We start from the raw sequence: 20,962 nt of genomic DNA on the forward strand, positions 1-20,962 counted from the left end.
CCACAGAGAGGTATCACCAATGACGACACGTCGTAATTTCCTGAAGACCACGGCACTCGGCGCCGCCGCTGCGCCGCTGGCCGCCCCTGCCCTCGCGCAGGGCAAGATCACCTGGCGCATGCAGACCTATGCGGGCCCCGCACTGGCCGCGCATGTGATCGACCCGGCGATCGAGATGTTCAACAAGATCGCAGGCGACCGCATGCAGATCGAACTGTTCTACGCCGACCAGCTGGTCCCCACCGGTGAATTGTTCCGGGCCCTGCAGAAAGGCACCATTGACGCCGTGCAATCGGATGACGACTCCATGGCGTCGCCGACCGAAGTCACCGTGTTTGGCGGCTACTTCCCGTTTGCTTCGCGCTATTCGCTCGATGTGCCGGTCTTGTTCAACCAGTATGGCCTGAACGAGATCTGGGATGCCGAATACTCCAAAGTCGGCGTGAAACACATCTCTGCCGGCTCCTGGGATCCGTGCCACTTCGCAACCAAGGATCCGATCAATTCTCTGGCGGACCTCAAGGGCAAACGCGTCTTCACCTTCCCGACGGCCGGTCGGTTCCTGTCGCAATTCGGCGTCGTGCCGGTCACCCTGCCATGGGAAGACATCGAGGTCGCGGTGCAGACCGGCGAGCTGGACGGGATCGCATGGTCCGGCATCACCGAGGACTATACCGTCGGCTGGGCGGATGTGACCAACTACTTCCTGACCAACAACATTTCCGGCGCCTGGGCCGGTAGCTTCTTTGCCAATATGGATCGCTGGAACGAGTTGCCCGAGGATCTGCAGACCCTGTTCCGCGTGTGCTGCGATCAGTCGCATTACTACCGCCAGTGGTGGTATTGGGGTGGCGAGGCCTCCTTGCGTGTGGAGGGCGACAAGATGAAGCTGACCTCGATCCCCGATGCCGAATGGCAGCAGGTCGAAGATGCGGCCGTCGCCTTCTGGGACGAGATCGCGGCAGAGTCCGAGACGAAGGCAAAGGTCGTCGAGATCTTCAAGAAGTACAACGCCGATATGGCAAAAGCCGGCCGCCCGTATCGCTACGGATAAGCGGACAGGCATAGTCACCATTTTACGGGGGCGGGGTCTGACCCTGCCCCCTGTCAGAACCACAGGGAACGCCAGATGACTTTCGAGGATCTCAAGACACAGATCGCGGCCGGGCAGATTGACACTGTCCTGACCTGCATTGTGGACATGCAAGGCCGGTTGATGGGCAAACGGTTTCACGCCGAAGCCTTCCTCGAGATGGCAGAGGGCGAGACACATTGCTGCAACTACCTTTTGGCCACCGACCTCGCGATGGCAACGCCTGACGGCTATGCCTCCACCAGCTGGGAGGGCGGTTACGGCGACTACATCATGAAGCCCGATCTTTCGACGCTGCGGCCTGTTCCGTGGCTCGAAGGGACAGCCCTGGTGCTGTGCGATGTGCTGGACCATCACACCCACGGGCCGGTGCCGCATTCCCCCCGTGAGATCCTGAAGGCGCAGATCGCGCGCTGCACGGCGCTCGGCTATACGCCGGTCATGGCGACGGAGCTGGAGTTTTTCCTGTTCGAAGGAACCCATGACGAGATCGCGCGGACCGGTTTCAAACTGAAGCCGATCTCCAACTACAATGAGGATTACAGCATTTTCCAGACCTCCAAGGAGGAGCCGGTCATGCGCCCGATCCGCAATCATCTGCGGGCCATGGGCATCCCGATCGAGGGCTCCAAGGGAGAAGCAGAAGCAGGCCAGGAAGAGCTGAACGTCAAATACGACGAGGCCCTGGCGACGGCGGATCACCATACGTTGGCCAAACACGGCATCAAGGAAATCGCCCACCAGCAGGGCTATGCCGCGAGTTTTCTGCCGAAGTGGGACAAGGACCGGGTGGGGTCGGCGGCCCATGTGCACCAGTCATTGTGGATGAATGGAGCGAATGCGTTTTTTGACGGTGCCGCGCCGCTCGGCAAGTCGAAGCTGATGGACCACTATATGGCGGGGCTGTTGAAATACGCTGCCGATTATACCTATTTCATGGCGCCCTACATCAACAGCTACAAACGCTTTGCCAAGGGGACCTTTGCCCCGACCCAGACCGTATGGTCCGTGGACAACCGGACGGCGGCCTTCCGTCTTTGCGGTGAAGGGTCCAAGGCCGTCCGGGTCGAATGCCGGGTGCCGGGGTCTGACATGAACCCCTATCTGGCGCAGGCCGCCATGCTGGCGGCGGGTCTCAGGGGGGTCGAAGAGCAGCTCGAACTGCCTGCCCCCTTCCGGGGCGATGCATATGCCGGTGATACAGAGCAGCATATTCCGCGCACGCTGCAAGAGGCGCGTGACGCGCTGGAAGCGTCGGAGATGTTGCGAGAGGCGCTTGGAGAAGAGGTTGTGACCCATTATGTCCGCGCGGCGGACTGGGAAATCGAAGAATTCAACCGCGTCGTGACCGATTACGAGATCGCGCGTGGGTTTGAGAAAGCCTGATCCGGAGCGGGCCGCGGGGGCCAGCCCCCGCACCCCCGAGGTATTTGGGAAAAGATGAAAACGGTGAAGGCCGCGTTTATACGCTGCCGAGGAGTAGGCCACATGGGCAAGACATTGAACTGTATCTCTCCGATTGATGGATCGGTTTTTGCGAGTCGGGAAACACTGGATCCGGAGGCGGCGCGCAAGACGGTCGACAAGGTCCGTGCCGCACAACGCGCCTGGGCTGCGCGGCCTTTGCAGGACCGGATTGATCTGGTGATGGCGGGGGTGGCTGCAATCGGCGCCATGAATGACGAGATCGTCCCTGAGCTGGCCCATATGATGGGCCGGCCAATCCGCTTCGGCGGTGAGTTCGGTGGGGTCAATGAACGCGCATCCCACATGGCGAAGATCGCAGCGGAGAGCCTGGCGGATATCGAAGTGGGTGAAGACCAGACCTTCAAGCGGTATATCAAGCGCATTCCGCATGGCGTGGTCCTTGTCGTCGCGCCGTGGAACTATCCCTATATGACGGCGATCAACACCGTGGCGCCGGCCCTGATCGCCGGCAATACGGTGGTGTTGAAACACGCGACACAGACCCTGTTGGTCGGTGAGCGGATGGCGCGCGCGTTCCATGCTGCGGGCGTGCCGGAGGATGTTTTCCGCAACCTGTTTCTCGATCACGATACCACTGCGGCGCTGATTGCCGAGCGGGCCTTTGATTTTGTGAATTTCACCGGCTCTGTGGGCGGCGGTCAGGCGATGGAGCGCGCGGCTGCAGGGACATTTACCGGTGTGGGAACCGAGCTGGGCGGCAAGGATCCCGGTTATGTGATGGAGGATGCCGACGTGGACGCAGCGGTCGATACGCTGATCGACGGTGCCATGTTCAATTCCGGCCAGTGCTGCTGCGGGATCGAGCGGATTTATGTCCACGAGAGCCTCTATGACACCTTCGTCGAGAAGGCCGTTGCGGTTGTCCGGGGCTACAGGCTCGGCAATCCGCTGGATGCGGAGACGACCATCGGACCGATGGCGAATGTCCGCTTCGCAAGGGAGGTCCGGGATCAGATCTCCGAGGCGGTTGCAGCAGGAGCCGTCGCGCATATCGAGCCCATGGACGCCGACGATGGTGGGGCCTATCTCACGCCGCAAATTCTGACCAACGTGACCCATGACATGCGGGTGATGCGGGACGAGAGTTTCGGGCCGGTCGTGGGGATCATGAAGGTCTCTTCGGATGCGGAAGCCATTGAACTGATGAATGACAGCGAGTTCGGCCTGACCGCCTCGCTCTGGACCAAAGATGTCGCGCGCGCGCAGGCTGTCGGAGATCAGATCGAGACGGGAACCGTGTTCATGAACCGGGCGGATTATCTGGATCCGGGGCTGTGCTGGACGGGCTGCAAGAATACCGGTCGCGGCGGCGGGTTGTCTGTCATTGGCTACCAGAACCTGACCCGCCCGAAGTCTTACCACCTGAAGAAAGTCACCGTCTGACCTCGCTTTCTGGCGCTGTTGCGTCCGGAACTGAACCTATTTCGGCCGATTGGCCATATAAGAAAGGCAAACCTCATGTCTCTCACTGGAAACTGGTCCTATCCGACCGCAATCAAATTCGGTGCAGGCCGGATTGGGGAACTGGCCGAGGCCTGTGCGCAGGCAGGGATCAGGAAACCTCTGCTTGTAACCGACAAGGGGCTGGCAAACCTGCCCGTGACCCAGGCGACGCTCGACATCATGGAGGCAGCGGGGCTTGGTCGTGGCATGTTCTCGGAGGTGGATCCAAATCCGAACGAGAAAAACCTGGACGCCGGGGTTGCGGCCTATCAGGCCGGTGGTCATGACGGTGTGATTGCCTTTGGCGGCGGCTCCGGGCTCGATCTTGGCAAGATGGTGGCCTTCATGGCGGGGCAAACCAGACCGATCTGGGATTTTGAAGATATCGGTGACTGGTGGACCCGTGCCGATGCGAATGCAATTGCACCGATCATTGCGGTGCCAACCACGGCCGGAACCGGGTCCGAGGTGGGCCGCGCCTCCGTCATTACCGACAGCGTGACGCATCAGAAAAAGATCATTTTCCATCCGAAAGTGCTGCCGACGGTGGTGATTTGCGACCCGGAGCTCACCCTGGGCATGCCAAAATTCATCACGGCCGGCACAGGCCTCGATGCGTTTGCACATTGCGTCGAGGCCTTCTCCTCGCCGCATTATCACCCGATGTCGCAGGGTATCGCGCTGGAGGGCATGCGCTTGGTCAAGGAGTACCTCCCACGTGCCTATGAGGATGGAACCGACATTGAGGCCCGCGCTCAGATGATGTCAGCGGCGGCGATGGGCGCGACCGCCTTTCAGAAGGGGCTCGGGGCGATCCATGCCATGAGCCACCCGATTGGCGCGGTGTTCAACACGCACCACGGCACCACAAACGCCGTCTGCATGCCTGCGGTGCTGGCGTTCAATGCCGAAGCCATTTCGGACCGGTTCGACACTGCCGCCGCCTACCTCGGGATCGAGGGCGGATTCGCAGGATTCAGAAGCTATGTGCAGGATCTGAACGACAGCCTCGGCATCCCGCGTGGCCTGTCAGAACTCGGTGTGACCGAGGAGGCCATCCCAGAGCTGGTCAAGGGCGCGATCATTGATCCGAGCTGCGGTGGCAACCCGATCACCCTGACAGAAGAAAACCTGACACAGCTTTTCAAAGCCGCACTCTGACAGGCATCGGTGGCCTTTGTCCGCAGAGTGACAACACATGTGGCCACGCCCAGCAGCGTGGCCATTTGCATCGGTCCTAGTCGGAAATGCGGGCCACGCTGTCGCGGCATATCAGTTCGACCTCGACGGTCTGTGACGGTCCTGACAGAGTCCCCGCCTCGATCATGTCCAGCAGAAGCCGCGCGGCCTGTTCGCCAATCTGCGTGCGCCGCTGGCGGATCGTGGTCAATGCCGGGGTGAGGTGTTCGACAACCTCGATATTGTCAAAACCCACCAGTGAGACATCTTCGGGCACTCTGATGCCGCGATGCTGCACCGCCCCCATAAAGCCGATCGCCATTTCATCCGAGGAGCAGAACAATGCGGTCGGCCGGCGCTCCAACCGGAGCCATTTCTGGGCTGCAGCGGCGCCGGAATCCATGCTGAAGTCGCCATCGAAAACCCAGTCCGGACGCGCTGCCAATCCACGTTCCGCCAATGCATCACGATAGCCGGTCAGTCGTGTTTCAGACAGGACATTCCCCTGCGGCCCGGTGATGTGGCCGATCTGCCGATGCCCCATGTCAAACAGATGTCCCACCGCCAAGGCCGCGCCGCGGGCGTTCTCGGTACAGACGGAGGGCAAATCGTCATCCATCCATTCACATGCGAGAACCACTGGCGGACGACCAGGATTTTTCAGCGCCTCAGGTGACAGCGTGCCGTCAAAAAGGATCAACCCATCTGCCATGCTGGATTGGAGGTACGCCGACAGCCGATCCTCAAGATTGGGCCCGGCTTGGGTATCAGCGATCAAAAGGCCATAGCCGACGGGATGCAGAACCGAATTGATGCCCGCGAGGATTTGCGAGAAAAACGGATTGGCGAGGTTCGGAACCAAGGCGATGACGCTGCCCGTGCGTTGCCTGCGGAGGTTCGAGGCCGTCGCATTGACGCGGTATCCGGTTCGGTCGACGGCTGCCAGAACGGCTTCCCGCGTGGCTTTTGCAACCACAGAAGGTTTCGACAAGGTCCGGCTGACGGTCGCGGTGGAAACACCCGCTTGCGCAGCAACATCTTGAATCGTAGCGATCTTCTTGTCCATGAGCCTTCCTTTGAAGGCGCCAATAATGCCCTATTGCGAAATTGTTGTAAACGATTGCGGTTTTTTTGAAAACCGAAGAAGAAGCCATTTCATAGGACATAGATCCAGGAAGAGAACGGTGTGCCGGTTTCTGATCAGTGCCGCGAATACTTTATGCGCAATGCAACACTCCCCTGGCAGCGAGATGGAGCGGAAAGGATACGGGGCACTTGTGGGTTACCTTGTACCACACGGCAGGCAATCTGCGCCATCGCTCTCCTGGGCGCAGGTCCAATTCACCGCCAATCGGCTGTCGCGAAAATGGGGCGCGCAACTTTAGCCTGACACGATGACGCAACATCAGTCATAGGTGGCTCGGTCCGGTTGACCAGTTTCGAGCCGTTTCAAGAAATCGTTCTCCAATGCCAACTGGCCGATCTTCGCATGCAGGGCTGTGGTTCCGTCGTGGTCGTCTTGCCATCTTCGCTCCTTCGTCCCGGCAACGCTGCCGGAGTGGGAGCAGAAAATCCACCTAGCTCAACAGTTCGGATTCGTCGGGCCACCTCTGTCGGCAGAGGCCAGGCGCTGACAGTAAGAAATCACGTTTTCAACGGTTTGGAACTCAAGGTAATTTAGGTACCGATCTTCGAATTCCAACCCGATCTGGTTTTCAATCTTGAGCACAAGCTCGATGAACCCGAATGACGTGACACCGAGCTCCTCCAGGCGCGTATCGACGGATATCGCCTCTGGCAAATCAAGGTGGTTCTGAAAGATACTAACTATGTCGTTATGCACGGCAAGCGACCAATTCGCAGGGAGAGAGCGCGGCAGGCTTTTGTCGGCCACGCTCTCGGTGTTTTCAGGATACCGGGCTTTGCCGAGGTCTCAGTACCCAGTCGAGACTGGGAATTTGCCTTGCATCGCGCGCCGCGAGCTCGGCTCCCCTTTCCAATAGGCGGCCACCCAAATCGTTTTCTCAAAACTCGCCGTTTCAAGGACCTGGCTTTTTGTTTTGGCCGGAATGAATATGTGGTCCCCAGGCGACAACTCGAACTTTTCGTCTTCCATTGCGATCGTCGCGCCGCCGCTGACAAGCATCAGCCATTCGTGAACACCCTGCTCGCAGGGGGCTCCGGCAACTTGTCCCGCAGAGATGACGCGTTCAATTCGCACAGATTCGGTTTCGGCAAGCGACTCGATCATGGCGGTGTCGCGGAATATATTGCGCACGCGGGGTGTAACTTTCTCCGCGTCGGGGGCGGGAAAAATCCCCGGGCGGTTCTTTCCGGCGGCCGAAATCTTCACCCAAACAGATTCTTGTCCTTCTCTGGTCGCCTCGACGCGGTTCTCCTCGCCGGGCTCCGTCATGATCGAATCGCCGGCACGCAAAGAGACCGTTTCCTTTTCGCCTTTGTACTCAAGCTCCAGAGTGCCCTTCAGCATGATCAGGAAATCGAGTGCCTCCTGTGGGCAAAAAGCAGCCGCTTCGGACGCTTGCCCGCGAGTGACGACACGCTCGACTTTGATGACGTCACTTTCAACAAGCGTTTCAACAAAGACCGCGTCATCGGTTCTGGTTAAATCCTTTTTCTCCATAATAGCTTTCCCCCTTAGGATGAATGTCTTCTTTGAAGTTCAGTCCTGAGCCAAATACGATGGCCGAGCAAGGTAGCAGGGTTCTCATAGGGCATTAGCCCATGACATATTGCGCAAAAATAGTATATTCCATTGTGATATTGGCGCAAGAAAATACGTGCGCACCCTCGCGGTTGAGGCATATGCTACCGATAAATCAGATATTTTTTTGCCTATTCAATGCAGCCTTCGGTTGCGCAGAGCACTCAGAGACTGTTTGGATGAAATTCAGCTATGACGTGCACCTCAGATTCGAATACATTCCTGAAGTGTGTGCGCCACAATGACCGCGCCTGATGCCGCAGGCGTCTGTCGATCATCACCGCCGCCACCAGCGCCGAAGCCCCCCAGAGATGAGGAGTGCCGCCATGAATTTGGACATACCGCTGAGTTTTGATGATACCGACCTGCGTCCCGATCTGGCAAATCCCGAGAACTATGCGATCGGGGACGGCCTGGACCTGTTGGCCCAGGTCCAACAGACCGACCGGGTTTACTGGAACAAGAGCGAGCTGGTTCAGGATTTCTGGGCCGTTACCGGATGGTCCGAAGCCCGCGAGTTTTTTTTGGACGCGAAGTCGTTCTCTAGCGCACAGGGAATGAACGTCGGTCAGAACGACGATTCCGCCAAGAGCGCAGCGGGCAAGATGCTGATTGTCACCGACCAGCCGCGCCATCGCGTGATGCGCCGCATTATCGCGCCTCTTCTTGAACCCAGGCAGCTCGCCGAATTGCAGCCCGGGATGAACGCGCTGCTGTCCCGCACTATCGAGCCGTTGGTCGATGGACCTGACTTCGATTGTGTCAGTGTGCTTACCAGCGTCTTGCCGGCCTTTACGGTCTGCAAGTTCCTTGGCGTGCCGGACAGCGATGTGGCCGAGATCACTCAGATGGTGAGGATCGCATATGACGTTGAAGCAGAGGCCGGGAGCCAGACCCGGATGCAAAAATTCGAGGCGAATGCCGGGCTCTTTGACTACTTCGGCGGGTTGATTGAGCGTAGACGGCACGCGCCGCAACAGGATGCCGTCAGCCGGATGCTGACCGACCGCTTTCAAGGATCGGGCCTTACAGGAGATGAAATGGTCTTCAACTTGCATGGGCTGATCACTGGGGGAAATGAAACCACGCGCCACGCTTCAACGGGTGCGATCCTCGCCTTCGCCGATCACCCCGAGCAGTGGGAAAAAATTCGGTCTGATCCGGAGACGCTGCCGCGCGCTGTCGAAGAAGTCATGCGATGGACCTCTCCGAGCTTGAACCTGATGCGCACCTGCGTTGCCGACACCGTCCTGGCGGGAAAGGAAATCCTTTGCGGAGAACGGGTTAGCGCTTGGTTCCCCATCATCAATCGGGACCCCCTTAAGTTTGATCAGCCCAACATGTTCCGCGTCGACCGTGAAGAAAACCCGCATCTGACTTTTGGACTAGGGGCGCACGCCTGCGTCGGCGGCGCGATGGCGCGCTATGAGGTGGCCCTGCTGCTTGATTGTCTGGCCCGGTATGTTGCGCGGTTCGAACGGGCCGGGCCCTCACGTCGGCTGCGCTCGAACCTGCTTTGGGGAATCGTCGAAGCGCCGGTACGGCTCTTGTCGTAACACCGCCCCGATGCGTAAGCCTCCCCGGAGGATGGGTTATTTCGGATTTAACAGGATCTCTTCCGCACGCAGCACAGCCTCCGCCTGATCTGCAAGGCGGCTGAAGACACTGGCTGTGTACTTCCCTGAAAACTCTGCCTTCAGCAGGATGTTCCGCATCGTCTCCAAGCCTGCGGCAGAGGCTGACAGCGCAGAAAGCATGACCGTCGAGCCGCTGCCATTGATTTGTTCACAGGCGAACTTGGCGATTTTGCGCGCGTTCATGGCCTCGCCGATGAAGAAGCTCAGAAGTCGCGCGGTTTGCCTTGCGTCATCTTGGTGGTTTCCGGGCGCGGTCAAAATCGCTTTGACCTTCTCCAGCGCCGCCAAAGTTGATGCACCGTGCCGGGCTTGCGTGGTCAAAAACGTGTCCTGCGCCAGCGCCGCAATCTCGGCTTGAGAGAATGTATTGCGCCCGTGTTTGCCGCGGATCACGCTGAAGCTCGGCGCCAGACGATCAGCGTTGAACACTTTGTTGAAGCTGACGTGACCGGCGACCAATTGCGCATAGGCCACCGTGCAGTGACGATAGTTCAGACCGATCATGGTGTCGTTGACGACGATGTCAAACTGCTGGGCCGTATCATCAAACCCGACCACCAAGGCGCTATGGCCGCTATGTTTTTGCTGAAAATGATCCTTCTGCAGGGAGACATCAAACCAGTCAAAATCCACCAGAGCGGGGTGGCCTGCAGTCAAGGCATCACGCAAATTATTGACCAGATCGTGCGATTGAATGTGATCTTCAACCGCCACACCCAGTCTCGCCAGAAGCTCCGGTTGGTCATAGGTGTCATGGTAGTGCACGCTCAACTCGGGCTCGGCCTCAAAATAAGTGGCCGTATTGGCAAAGAACGGCAGAAACGCAGCCGAGAAATAGTGCGTTGCCGAAAGCAGACCTTGATTTCGGCAATGCTGGAAAAACACCTCGTTGAATGGTTCAACGTCCAGCCGGACACGACGGGACTGGGCCGACGAGGGGGCGGGCTCGGGCGGCAACGTTGCGAGCATGCCCGCCAGACTGAATTTCATGATCCCGAGGACCTGACTGAGCACCGCGCTTTGTGCGGCGTCTGTGACTCCCGCCTCGATGTGCAGCTTGGACGCATCTGCCCGAGCCGTCACCCAAAGCGATAGGGTTGGATCTGGTTGCTCCTCACTCTTCGTGCCCAATGAAAACGCAATCGGGGCGCGGACAGGATCTGCCCCGGTGCGCGCCGCATCTATTCGATCCGCGATCTCTCGCTGGCTGGCCACGGGGTCATGCGGCGCATCCAGATCTGCGGAGAGCACAAATCTATCGACAGACGCGCCTTGGTGCAGGGACACGCCAACCGTTTTTTCGAACGGCGAGAATTTCAGCGCCGATGCAAGCGACGTCAAAAGTATGCGCGTGAGCTGCTGGCCTCTTTGCGGTGCTTGAAACTCCAGCCGACCGGGCACCGGCAGATCGATCGAGAACGACTCTGTGACCATCCTCTGCAAAGGCACTGCGGCAATCAGATCCTCAGCCTGACGCGCGAGGGAGGCCGCAAGCGCATTGATCGAATTCAGCTTGAACAAGTCGGTTACCGTGACGGAGAATCCAGCGGACTTCAACTGCCGCACAATGACGCTAGCGGTGATTGAGTCCCCCCCGATATCAAAGAGATTGGCGTCCGGATCGAGGCTGCTTTGCGGCACACCAAGACTGTTTGCCCAGATCTTTTCAATCTTTTCCAACAATCCTTTGGGGATGTCCCTTGTGGCTTCTATCTCAGCGCGGCCCCGTGATGTTGCGGGCGCCGGCAGGCTCTTCCTGTCAACTTTTCCGTTCGGCGAGAGAGGAAGAGAGTCCAGCTGGATGAGGTGCGACGGCAGCATGAACGCCGGCAGACGGTCGCGTATATGTTGACGTAGCGCCGCCTCGTCCTCCACTTCATGAGACACAAAATAGGCGGCCAAGCGCGTCTCGTCGCGCACGTCGGAAAAGCCCACAACGATCACGTCCCGAATCGCGCCGAACTCGGCGATGCATCGCTCGATCTCTTCGGTTTCGATCCGGTAGCCGCGGATCTTGATCTGGTGATCCGCGCGAGAGATGTAGACAAGATCGCCATCCAGCAGCCACTTTGCCAAATCATTGGTGCAATACAGAATGCGGTTCGGATCATACGGATCCTGCACGAATTTCGCGGCGGTCTTCTCGGCATCGTTGATGTAGCCAGCACCTATGCCGAGCCCGCCGATATAGATCTCTCCGGTCATCCCCTCCGGCACCGGAACCCCATAGGGATCAAGCAAGCGGATATAGGTGGACTTCAACGGGCGACCTATGCTGGCTGAGGCGCGCGCATCCGCCGCGACATTGACATCCTTGAATGTGGTGTAAATTGTCGTCTCGGTGGTGCCGTAGCCATTTACCAGGCGGATGTCAGAAAAGGTCTTGTGCCAATTGGCCAGCCTATAGGGTTTGAGTGCCTCCCCCCCCAGCACGACACAGCGCAGCGCGCCACATCGGCCAGCGCTGAGCATCTCTTCGGACAGCAGATAAAACGCTGACGGCGGCTGGCAGAGGAAGGTGACCCCCTGCCACTCAATCCAGCGCAACACCTCGCCAGGGTCCTTCTGGACCTCACTGGGCAAGATCACCATCTTGGCGCCATTCAACAGGCTGCCGAATATCTCCCAAACGGACACATCAAAGCAGGTACTGTGAAACTGCGAGAGCACGTCGCTGGGCTGGATATCAAAATGTGCACCGACGTAGTTGATCAGACTTGCAAGATTTCGATGTCGAACGCCCGCGCCTTTCGGCACACCGGTCGTGCCCGACGTGAAAAGCAGATAGGACAGGTCGTCCGGTCGGGCGCGGGCGGCGGGGTTCTCGGACGGGTATCCCGACAGATCCTCCTGATCGATCCGTACGATCAAAGAGAAATCGCCAAACGCGCTGGGGTCCTCGCGATCCGTCAACAGGACGCGCGCATCGCTTTGTCCGGCGATCAGGCGCGTCCGATCTCGGGGGTAGGTAAAGTCGATGGGGACATAGGCCGCACCCAATTTTTGGGCGGCCAGCATGCAGCCGATACTCTGCCAAGTCCGGTCGCACAAAACGGCCACCCTATCGCCCCGCCCAACCATGTCTTGCAGCCGATGCGCCAGCTGATTCGCCCAGGCGTTCAGCGTCGCGTAGCTGACCGAGCCGTTAAAGGCCACGATGGCGATGGCATCTGGCTGCGACTGAACCTGTCGTTCGAACAGGGACACCACGGTGTCATCGCCGAATTCAGCGCCGTCCAAAGCGTCTCCGAGACGGAGCAGCCTCCGGGTGTCGGCATCGTCAATGATAGCGACGCTGGACAGCGGACGGTCCGGAGCGTCCAGGACGCCGCCAATCATTGTGCACAGGCATTTGAGGATGCGTTCTGCTGTCGCGGGTCGGAACCGCTTGGTGTCATACTCTATCGCGCATTCGAATAGATCGCCCCTGTCCCGGATCTCGAATAGGAGCGGATATTTTGATGTGGCGTTGTGGACATCGCGCTGGGTCAGCTGTGCATCGCCCATGTCGAGCCGCCGTTGACCCTGTTTTACAAAGGACAACATTACGTTGAAGACGCTTGAGAAATCTCGGTCACTGCGCCAGCCAATCGCCTGCAGCACGTCGTTTAACTGGCCTTCAGCGTGGGCCTGGTCGGTTTGCAGGGTCGCGCCGATTCGCTGCGCCATCTCTACGAAGGACAGATCGCTATCAACGCTATTGGACAGTAGCAAAGTGTTCAGCAGCAGGCCGACGGTCTCTTGGGTGTCTACCGTTTGGCGTTCAGACACAGGGCAGGCGAGGGTTACCTGTGACTGGCGCCCTATGCGCGCCAGAAGGCAGGACACCGCCGTCAGAAAGAAGCCGAACGCGCTGCAGCCATGTGTGTCGCAGAAGTGACGCAGCTGCTGCGAGACCTCGGGCTTGAGGGACGTGACGACCTGTGCCCCAAATCCGGAGCTTCCTTCGATTGCATAGTCGTAGGGCAAGTCGACGGGCTCCAGGTCCAGCGACCCAAGCCGATCACGCCAATAGTCGAGCAGCCCTGTCTGGGCGGGTGATTGTCGTGCCGCGCGCTGCGTTGCGACATAGTCTGCAAACCGCTGGCCGCTTCGCAGAGGAAGCGCTGCGCCAGTATAGGCACGGGCCACATCCTCCAGCACCATATCCAGCGAAGGTTCATCGATAATCACATGATGAAACGCAATCACGACGAAGCTCTTGTCGCCAGGGCCTTGCACCAAGCCCGCCCGCACCAAGGGCGCAACTTCCAAATCAAAATCCGACAACGCGGGCAGGACCACCGTCGACAGATCGGCTTCGGAAGAGATGGAGAAGTTGCGAAACGGTACACGGCATTTGTTGGTGAACCTGACCATCGTGGTTTCGGCCAGAAAGACGAACTGACTGCGGAGGACCTCATGGTGCGCAACCACGCAATTGATCGCCGCTTCCAGCCGCGTGGGGTCCAGCGGCCTGGAGGCTTCGAACACGACGCTTGCGGCGTAGTTCCGGTCGGTCTCGCCAAACTGCTTCAACGCGAGCATCCGGGCCTGCGCCCGTGAGACCGGGAACAAGGCCTCCGGGTCCAGAGGCTTGGAAGCCGAATTCGAGGCGCCTGCCGCGTTGCTCAACGTATCGTCGATGAGATGCGCCATATCGCGCAGCGTGTTCGCGTTGAAGATCTCTCGCAAAGACAGGCTGCAGTTAAAAGTCTGCGCGATCCGTGACAACAGCTGCGTCGCTTTGAGGGAATGGCCACCTGCAGCAAAGAAATTATCGTCTGGGCGCACCGATCCAAGGCCAAGCAGCGATTTCCAGATCTCAGCCAGTCTTGCCTCGTTTTCGGTTTCCCACTTCACGGGGCGGTGCCCATCAGCCGAGGATCCAAGACGCTCTCGCATCAAGGCGACGTCGTATTTGCCGTTTTCCCTGATTGGCAGCGCAGCCATTTGCAGCATCTGATGCGGCACCATGTAGCTGGGCAGGTCTTGCGACAGCTTGGATCGAATGGTGTCGTATTGAACCTCCGATTTTGCCGAAAAACAGGCCGCCAGGGTGGCATCGTTGGCATCGCCGACCACGAAAACGCAGGCAGTCTCGATGCTGTCGAGCGATTTCAGACGGTCTTCCACCTCACCAAGCTCTACCCGCATCCCGCGCAGCGACACCTGGTTGTCCTTTCGGCCCAGGAACTCGATTTGCCCATCTTCGCACCAACGTGCGCGATCGCCAGTGGCATAGGTGCCCACTCCATCGACCTGGGAAAAGGGCGCACCCTCTTTCGGAGTTGCGTTCAGATACCCGCCCCTGACGAGCCCATGGCCCGCCAGAAGTATCTCGCCGGAGACACCAATCGGCTGCGGTCGCCCCTGATCGTCGACAATCCGGACACAGGTATTCGCGATTGGTCGTCCGATGATGTTGGGGGCGTCCCGGTCGACGGTTTCCGCATAGGTCGACACCACAGCGTTTTCGGTCGGGCCATATTCGTTCGAGATGGCGGCCTTCGGGCAGAACCGCGTGATTGCGTGTATCAGGCTCGGGTCAATCGTGTCTCCGGCCAGGGTGATGCGCCGCAGGCTTTCCAGCTCTCTCGTGGGATCGCCATCGGCAAGCATCGCTTGCAGCAACGCAGGCCCGATGGTCATAAACGTTACCGCGTATTGCGTCACAAGACCACGCAGAGCAGAGGGGTCGCGGGCGGCGTCATCCGTCGGCAAGATGACATGCTCACCCGACACCAGCGGCGAGAAAAGATTGAGAATGAAGGCGTCGAAGCTGGGTGGGAAGACCAACAACACTGTCTGCTTCGTGGGCTCGGCATAGGTCGTTGCGCGCCACTGCACGGCATTTGCGATGCCCCTGTGAGAGATCTCAACACCCTTCGGAGTGCCGGTGGAGCCAGATGTGAAGATCACATAGGCCGGGTCTTCTGGCGCGATCAGCGGCAGGTCGCCCCTGCCAAGCGGGGCGCTGGAGGATTGTCGCAGGGATGCAGGCGGAAGGGTCGCTTTCGCACCTAGCCCGTCAAAGCGATCGGAATCACCAATTACAAGCGCGGGCTTCGCAATATCCAATACGCGTTTCAGGCGAGAGTCCGGGTCTTGCAAATTGAGCGGTAGAAAGGCAGCGCCGCTGCGCAGGATGCCAAGCATCGCAAGGACAAGAGATGCGCCTCGGGGCAGAGCCACGGCAACCCGGTCGCCCTTGCCAATGCCTCTGGCCAACAGCGCGGCCGCGATCCTGTCAGCTTCCGCGCACAGCTCCATATAGCTGAAGCTGGCCTCTGCGTCACTGAGCGCGACCGCATCCGGAGTGTCCCGGGCGCGGGCATCCATCGCGGCCCACAGGTCGGAATGGGAAAAGGTCTGCCTGGGACCCTCAGCGAAGCCATTCAATTCTCGGACCTCTTCGGGATCAAGCATCTCGATATCAGCGGCACTCGCGCTGAAATCCGCAGCTCCGTTCCTGATCAGGTTGGCCAAATGCGCAGCAAACTGTTGTACCCGGGCGTCCGAGACCTTGCCTTGGTCGAATTGAAAGTTAACCCGCAGACCGGTGTCTCTTCGGTGCAAGGTCACGGCCAAGCTTCTGAGCGGCGACTGATCCGAAGCGCTCACCCCGCCGAGATTTGAGATGCTGAGATATGGCAGATCCGATGGCAATGTCAGGTTCGGCTCCGATTGCGCTCGGCTCAACGCCTGCAGGATATTCGCCCGGCTTTCTTTCGCGTTTTCGGCGAGACTCCTGGTCGCGTGCATCTCGTCCTCGATCATGACCAGCCCACAGGCGTTCCCATCGCTGTAATTGGGGGCGAGATAATCGAACCGGGTTTCGCCGGTGTACCGGCTGACAGCCAATTTGAAGAAAGTGGTGAAAAGGATGAAGAGGCCGAGATCGGACCCTTTCGCTGCATCAATAAGGCGCCGGGTGGCGGACGGATCGATGTCAACCGAAACAGATCCATCGCCCGCCAGCCCGCGGCGCCCCGCGGAGAGTGGCCGCAACAATGCGACGCTCGCTGTAACAGTCTGAAATGGTTTAGGATTGGTCATTGGATTGCCTTGAAATAAGCGGGAAGAGGCCCCTTCGTTTCGAATTCAAAATGCAAAGGTCACGTTGGCGACTGCGTCGTTTTGCACCAGCGCAATAGGCGGTGCCTGCCCCTCGTTGCCCAGTCTCCGGCGCACACGGCTGTTGAAATCGCGCAAGAATGCCTTGATCTGCTCTATGCTCCACCCACGGCTCAAGAGGTTGAACAGGCTGGGATAATCGAAATCGTTCTGCGGCAGCCACACAGATTTGGTGATATTGCCATGAATATGTTCGATCCAGTCGGCAGCCTGCCGGGACGTCATGGTGTTGTGGGTCCATTCGAATTGCGAGTTCCGGAGCCCGTATTTTTCAGCGCTATCGTGGACTGGCGTCATCGTATCATAGTACCAAAGCTGCGCTCGGAAAAAGTCAGGCTGCCCCTCCTCAATCATCGCGATCGTCTCGCCTACGGTTTCGTCCGTCTCACCGGGGAAGCCGATTATGAAAGACGCGTAACTCATGATTTCGTGTTGCCGCAGCCACTTCAGACCCTGGAGGTAGCTCCGTGCACGCGACTTCTTGTTCATGTTGCGCAAGATGGTGTCGCTGCCGGACTCAAGCCCGAGGAACACACCTTCGCACCCCGCCTGCCTGAGCTTTGAAATAATGTTCTCGTTGACGTGCTGCAGCCGGAGGTTGCAGTTCCAGCGAAAGCTGTAATTGCGCCTCAGCAGGCGCTCAAGAATGTCTTCAAAGCGGTGGATCGGTACGTTGAACGTATCATCGATGAAGGTCACACTGTTCACAGAACCGAGCGCCTCGATATGGTCCAGCTCCTTGATCACAAGGTCCGGAGGCAGATAGCGGTAGGTCCCGGCATGTGCGGGGAAACTGCAGAACGAACAGGAAAAGGGGCAGGAAACAGCTGTGCGCGTCATCACCATCCTGCGATTGTCCTCGCCGACAGCATCCCGGAACAGCGACCAGGTCGTCATGTGATCGGCGAGTTGGTGGACCTCGGCTGTCTGCCGGAAACCCGGGGTCGGTGCAGCTGCTGCGGCGATACAGTTTGGCACGTCGGTGGGTTCTTTGTTGTCACGCAGAGCCGACAGCACATCGACCAGCGCCTGTTCGCCCTGCGAATTGACGACATAGTAGTCCGCTCCGATTTGCGACATCAGAAAGGCGAACTCTTCCTGCCCGTTGATCTTGAACTGCGTATTGATGTAGGGGCCGCCGACGATGACTTTGACCTGTGGCGCATGAGTGCGGATGAGGTCCATGATCTCCATGATGGGAAGGGCGAAGACATAGTAGGTCGTGGTGATGGCGACGGCGCGAATACGTTTTTCTTTCAGGAGGGACACCAGTTTTTCGCGTCCTTCCTGAAAGCTGTTGATGAAGTCGAACGAGAAGCCAGCCTGGTCAAGGAAACTCCCCATGACCGTCACAGTAGCGCTGAGGACGTTATCATAGCTGAACTCTGCGCCGTCGGACCGATAGTGCCGATTGAAATGATCGGTGCAGGACAGGATTTCGCCGTTGGCCTCGTAAAAGCTAAGTCCGACATCACGAAACGCCCCGGCTTTTTCGCCCATTTGGCGAAGGGTGCGAACGTATTCCGAGAAATTCATTTGGTTGTTGCCGACGATAAGGCAATCGATATCGAAGTCTTGGGTCATGCGTTCCGGCTCCCTAAAAGTCGAAATCCGTGTGGGCCACTAGATCCTGAGCCGCACGCGATATCACCAGCTCCCGAAGGCTGGTGTCTGGGGTCCTTTCGAACCATGCGAGAATATCCTCTAACACGTCGCACACTTCGGACGCGTCCCAACGGCCTTTGCGGGTATCGTGTCGGACCGCCAGGCTCGGGTTGTCGCGGTTGAGGAAGACGTCCAAACAGACTGCAAAATGCGCCTGTTCCCGATAGCGGATCTTGTCGATCTCAATCGGAAGGGTGCTGGTATGGGTATTGCTGATCCTCGGCTGATCTATCGAGATGTTGACGAGGCTCGACAGATCGTTGGCGGTCAGCCCGCCGGTGGCCATGATTTCGCTGAGCGACAACCAGCCATTGCCGGGCCATTGCATCATGTGGCGATGCACCGCCTTGATCTGTTCGGCGGCACTACTGTGACGCGCGCAGCGTATCGGAAGCGAATTGACGAAGAGACCCGCCACCGAGCCGGCTCCCCGGAATGGTAGCAGGCGGTTGGCATAGACACAGCCGATGACGTCTTCTTCTCGGCCGTGACGGGTCAAGGAGTAGGCGCACCAGGCAGCGAGAAAGACACTGTTCGGTGTGACCTTGTGCAGGCTGGCCAGCTGATCAAGACGATCGAGAACGGACAGTTTCAAGTCGGCCTTGGTCGTCTCGATACACTGGTCGATCGTTTCCAACGGCAGTTCAAAAGGCACACGTGACCTGCCTCGTCCAAGATAGCCACGCCAGAACGCCACTGCCTTGACCTTGGTCTCACCGAGGGTCCAGTCGACGTAGTCCCGGTATTGCCGCGGTTGCTTCTCCAGCCGCAGAGGCTCGCCCCGAAGCGCCGCCGCATAAAGCTGTGTGAACTGCTCCTGCAGCATCAAGAGTGTCCAAGAATCCATGATAATGTGGTGGTAGGTCCACAAAAAAACAAAGGTCTCGTCGGCCAGCTGCAGAAGTTTGCACCGAGACGCGGCACTCGCCAGATCGAGATTGCATGCCGCTTCGCGGTCCAAGATCGCTTCAATCGCCACATCCGGTTCTGCTGCCGCACGCAGGTCGAGACACTCAATATCCAGTCGGACATAGGGCAATATCACCTGGCGCAGGCCCTTCGGCGGGCGAATTGTGAAGACCGTGCGCAGAATTTCATGCTCGCGCACCAAGGTTTCTGCGACACGCGTTGCGATATCGACGTCCAATGGTCCGCGAATCTCGCAGGTCATCTGCTCAAGGTAGACGGTGTTGCGCACCTGCAGATGGTGGAAATACATCCCCTCTTGCAGCGGAGAGAGAGGGCGGACATGCCCTTGCAAGCGCGAAGTGGCGTCGACCACATCGGGCTTTGGGAGGCTCTCCGGACACGCGCCCCTAGGCATCATGCACCCCCCGGTCAGCAGTGCGAGACAACGGGCGATCCCATGCGGGTCTGGGGGCGCTGTCTCTGAGTGCGCGCATGCAGTCAGCCAGGATCGTCAAGCCGTGTTCCAATGTCTCGGCGGGCTGATTCAGGCTGATCCTCAGGCATTGCTTCATCCAGGCATGCTCTTGCTCAGAACCCAGGAAAAAATAGCGCCCGGGCGTAAAGAAAACACCGCGTTCCTTGCCCATGCGGTAGAGTTCCAGGTCGTCGCTCCATGGCTCGTCACACCATAGCCAAAGGAACATCCCACCGTCTTGCGCGTGGGTTTTCCAGTTTATCGACGCGGGAAGACAGTCACGAGCCGCGCGCTGCGCATGCACGGCTGCCCTGCGGTAATGAGGGGAGATATTGTTGCGGACCAATGCCAGAATGCTCTGATCGCGCAGCGCAGCCGTCGCAATGTCCTGCGACAGGCGCGAGGCATGCAATACGGTGTTCGACACAAACGCGGTCATTGCGTCAATCCGGTCGGGGTCCCCGATCGCAAACCCCAAGCGTGCGCCAGGCAGGCCTGCCTTGGACAGGCTGAAGCAATGCAGCACACGCGGGTCCAGCGTCATCCAGGTGGTGCCGTGCGCGATGGCCGGAAAGGGCAAACCGTAGGCGTGATCGAGCAGAACCGTAGCGTTCGTCCGCTTTGCGGCATCCAGGATCAGCAATAGCGCCCGCTGGTCCAAGACGTCCGATACAGGGTTGCTCGGAGTCGAGGCCACAAAAAGGCCTGCCCGATCAATCTTCGCAAGCGCGCTCTCGTCCAATCGGTAGCGGAACGAACGTTGATCGAGGATTTCCACTTGCGGTTCAATGCCCCGCAGCGCGTTTCGTCCAGCGCGCAGCGCATCATAACCAGTGTAATCTGGCAAACGGGGAAGTATGATCGGGTGATCACAATCGGCAAAAAGCACGCCCGCAGCAAAACACAGAAACTGACTTCCGGGACCCACCACAATGTTCTCCGGACCGATGTCCCAGTCGAGATGCGTCCGAAAGAAACGGGCGATCTCCAGTAGCAGCGCCTCCTCGCCGCGCGAAGCGCCGTAAGAACCCATTTTGCAAGTCGCATTCTCGTCGATCACCTCTTGGGTCAGGGAGCGCCAATAGGTTGTGACCTCAGGGATCGGTGCCGGATTGCCGATACCAAGATTGACGAAGTTCCCGTTGCCTTGATCAGCGGTGTGGAGCGTTTGCGCGATGTCCTCCATTATGGTTCGCAACCCATTGGGACTGGCGAGCGCAGCTCCTTCTTTG

12 protein-coding genes are annotated in these 20,962 nt (G+C 58.8%); 5 read left to right on the plus strand and 7 right to left on the minus strand.

The features are described from left to right. Positions 1–19: 19 nt before the first annotated feature. The 4 genes from FGE21_RS11480 (at position 20) to FGE21_RS11495 (ending at position 5,185) form a co-directional block, all read left to right on the plus strand. Positions 20–1,054: a TRAP transporter substrate-binding protein gene (locus FGE21_RS11480; protein WP_139663430.1), complete on the plus strand. Its 1,035-nt coding sequence runs from the start codon at positions 20–22 to the stop codon at positions 1,052–1,054. A 75-nt stretch (positions 1,055–1,129) separates the two neighbouring features. After that, positions 1,130–2,479, plus strand: a complete 1,350-nt coding sequence (locus FGE21_RS11485; RefSeq protein ID WP_139663431.1) for a glutamine synthetase family protein — start codon at positions 1,130–1,132, stop codon at positions 2,477–2,479. A 102-nt stretch (positions 2,480–2,581) separates the two neighbouring features. Further along, positions 2,582–3,964, plus strand: coding sequence for an aldehyde dehydrogenase family protein (locus FGE21_RS11490; RefSeq protein WP_139663432.1), 1,383 nt, complete (start codon positions 2,582–2,584; stop codon positions 3,962–3,964). Between the two features lie 75 nt (positions 3,965–4,039). Then, positions 4,040–5,185 carry an iron-containing alcohol dehydrogenase gene (locus tag FGE21_RS11495; protein ID WP_139663433.1) on the plus strand — a complete coding sequence of 382 codons (1,146 nt, stop codon included), beginning with the start codon at positions 4,040–4,042 and terminating at the stop codon, positions 5,183–5,185. A gap of 76 nt (positions 5,186–5,261) precedes the next feature. Here FGE21_RS11495 and FGE21_RS11500 read toward each other — a convergent pair whose 3' ends face one another. From FGE21_RS11500 to FGE21_RS11510, 3 genes are all read right to left on the minus strand, one after another. After that, positions 5,262–6,269 (minus strand): LacI family DNA-binding transcriptional regulator, encoded by a 1,008-nt coding sequence (locus FGE21_RS11500; protein WP_139663434.1) that lies wholly within the window; start codon positions 6,267–6,269, stop codon positions 5,262–5,264. Between the two features lie 516 nt (positions 6,270–6,785). After that, positions 6,786–7,097: an acyl carrier protein gene (locus tag FGE21_RS11505; RefSeq protein ID WP_139663435.1), complete on the minus strand. Its 312-nt coding sequence runs from the start codon at positions 7,095–7,097 to the stop codon at positions 6,786–6,788. 39 nt (positions 7,098–7,136) lie between these two features. Continuing rightward, positions 7,137–7,847 (minus strand): hypothetical protein, encoded by a 711-nt coding sequence (locus FGE21_RS11510; protein ID WP_139663436.1) that lies wholly within the window; start codon positions 7,845–7,847, stop codon positions 7,137–7,139. Between the two features lie 407 nt (positions 7,848–8,254). Between FGE21_RS11510 and FGE21_RS11515 the strand changes: the two genes are divergently transcribed. Beyond that, positions 8,255–9,484, plus strand: a complete 1,230-nt coding sequence (locus tag FGE21_RS11515) for a cytochrome P450 (protein WP_176695424.1) — start codon at positions 8,255–8,257, stop codon at positions 9,482–9,484. 36 nt (positions 9,485–9,520) lie between these two features. Here the strand turns inward: FGE21_RS11515 and FGE21_RS11520 are convergent, their stop codons facing one another. From FGE21_RS11520 to FGE21_RS11535, 4 genes are read right to left on the minus strand one after another with little or no spacing between them, the layout of a single operon-like run. Beyond that, positions 9,521–16,603 carry a non-ribosomal peptide synthetase gene (locus FGE21_RS11520; RefSeq protein ID WP_139663438.1) on the minus strand — a complete coding sequence of 2,361 codons (7,083 nt, stop codon included), beginning with the start codon at positions 16,601–16,603 and terminating at the stop codon, positions 9,521–9,523. 45 nt (positions 16,604–16,648) lie between these two features. Continuing rightward, on the minus strand, positions 16,649–18,265 hold the full coding sequence (locus tag FGE21_RS11525; protein ID WP_139663439.1) for a radical SAM protein: 1,617 nt from the start codon (positions 18,263–18,265) through the stop codon (positions 16,649–16,651). Positions 18,266–18,278: 13 nt separating this feature from the next. Continuing rightward, positions 18,279–19,673, minus strand: coding sequence for a condensation domain-containing protein (locus FGE21_RS11530; RefSeq protein WP_139663440.1), 1,395 nt, complete (start codon positions 19,671–19,673; stop codon positions 18,279–18,281). After that, complete coding sequence (locus tag FGE21_RS11535) at positions 19,663–20,916, minus strand: aminotransferase class I/II-fold pyridoxal phosphate-dependent enzyme (protein WP_176695426.1); 1,254 nt, start codon at positions 20,914–20,916, stop codon at positions 19,663–19,665. Before FGE21_RS11535 ends, FGE21_RS11530 begins: the two co-directional genes overlap by 11 nt. Positions 20,917–20,962: the final 46 nt, after the last annotated feature.

The sequence above is a fragment of the Phaeobacter sp. B1627 genome, from assembly GCF_006265095.1.
GTDB lineage: Bacteria > Pseudomonadota > Alphaproteobacteria > Rhodobacterales > Rhodobacteraceae > Epibacterium.

Excerpts from the sequence above, each read along its gene's own strand:
- FGE21_RS11480 (WP_139663430.1), top strand. The coding sequence starts at position 20 with ATGACGACACGTCGTAATTTCCTGAAGACCACGGCACTCGGCGCCGCC.
- FGE21_RS11485 (WP_139663431.1), top strand. The coding sequence starts at position 1,130 with ATGACTTTCGAGGATCTCAAGACACAGATCGCGGCCGGGCAGATTGAC.
- FGE21_RS11490 (WP_139663432.1), top strand. The coding sequence starts at position 2,582 with ATGGGCAAGACATTGAACTGTATCTCTCCGATTGATGGATCGGTTTTT.
- FGE21_RS11495 (WP_139663433.1), top strand. The coding sequence starts at position 4,040 with ATGTCTCTCACTGGAAACTGGTCCTATCCGACCGCAATCAAATTCGGT.
- FGE21_RS11500 (WP_139663434.1), bottom strand. The coding sequence starts at position 6,269 with ATGGACAAGAAGATCGCTACGATTCAAGATGTTGCTGCGCAAGCGGGT.
- FGE21_RS11510 (WP_139663436.1), bottom strand. The coding sequence starts at position 7,847 with ATGGAGAAAAAGGATTTAACCAGAACCGATGACGCGGTCTTTGTTGAA.
- FGE21_RS11515 (WP_176695424.1), top strand. The coding sequence starts at position 8,255 with ATGAATTTGGACATACCGCTGAGTTTTGATGATACCGACCTGCGTCCC.
- FGE21_RS11520 (WP_139663438.1), bottom strand. The coding sequence starts at position 16,603 with ATGACCAATCCTAAACCATTTCAGACTGTTACAGCGAGCGTCGCATTG.
- FGE21_RS11525 (WP_139663439.1), bottom strand. The coding sequence starts at position 18,265 with ATGACCCAAGACTTCGATATCGATTGCCTTATCGTCGGCAACAACCAA.
- FGE21_RS11530 (WP_139663440.1), bottom strand. The coding sequence starts at position 19,673 with ATGATGCCTAGGGGCGCGTGTCCGGAGAGCCTCCCAAAGCCCGATGTG.
- FGE21_RS11535 (WP_176695426.1), bottom strand. The coding sequence starts at position 20,916 with ATGGAGGACATCGCGCAAACGCTCCACACCGCTGATCAAGGCAACGGG.